Source organism: Ruegeria sp. CE9 (assembly GCF_056537425.1).
In genome coordinates this window covers 1-511 of record NZ_JBQFRO010000148.1, presented here as the reverse complement: position 1 = coordinate 511, position 511 = coordinate 1, and the positions used below count along the sequence as shown (strand labels likewise).

The following is a 511-nucleotide window of genomic DNA, read 5'->3' as shown; positions in this document are numbered from 1 at the left end:
CGGGAAATCACCCACGGGCCTGCATGCTATACGACCCGTCGCACTACGTGCTGCAATGCCTCGACTATATGGATAATATCGACATCTACAAAGATCGGATCCGGATGTTCCATGTCAAAGATGCCGAGTTCAACCCAACCGGGCGGCAAGGTGTTTATTCCGGGTATCAAAGCTGGGTTGATCGGGCTGGGCGGTTCCGGTCGCTTGGTGATGGCCAAGTGGATTTCGGTGCGGTCTTCTCAAAAATGGCGGCGAATGACTTTGATGGTTGGGCTGTGGTCGAATGGGAATGCTGTCTCAAACACCCCGAGGATGGCGCGCGTGAAGGCGCTCAGTTTGTGTCAGATCACATCATCCGTGTGACCGAGAGAGCCTTTGATGATTTCGCTGATAGTGGCGCCGACGAAGCCGCCAATCGTAAAATGCTGGGGATTGAGTGATGGTCACAGGACGCAGTGAAGAAACATCAGGACGCATTCGGCTTGGCATGGTTGGCGGCGGAAACGACGCC

General features: G+C 54.8%; 1 protein-coding gene. It reads left to right on the top strand.

Annotation, left to right across the window (positions count from 1 at the left end):
- On the top strand, positions 1 to 440 hold a 440-nt coding region (locus ACR0B3_RS24580), incomplete at its 5' end, for a sugar phosphate isomerase/epimerase family protein (protein WP_480811320.1).
- Positions 441 to 511 lie beyond the last annotated feature (71 nt).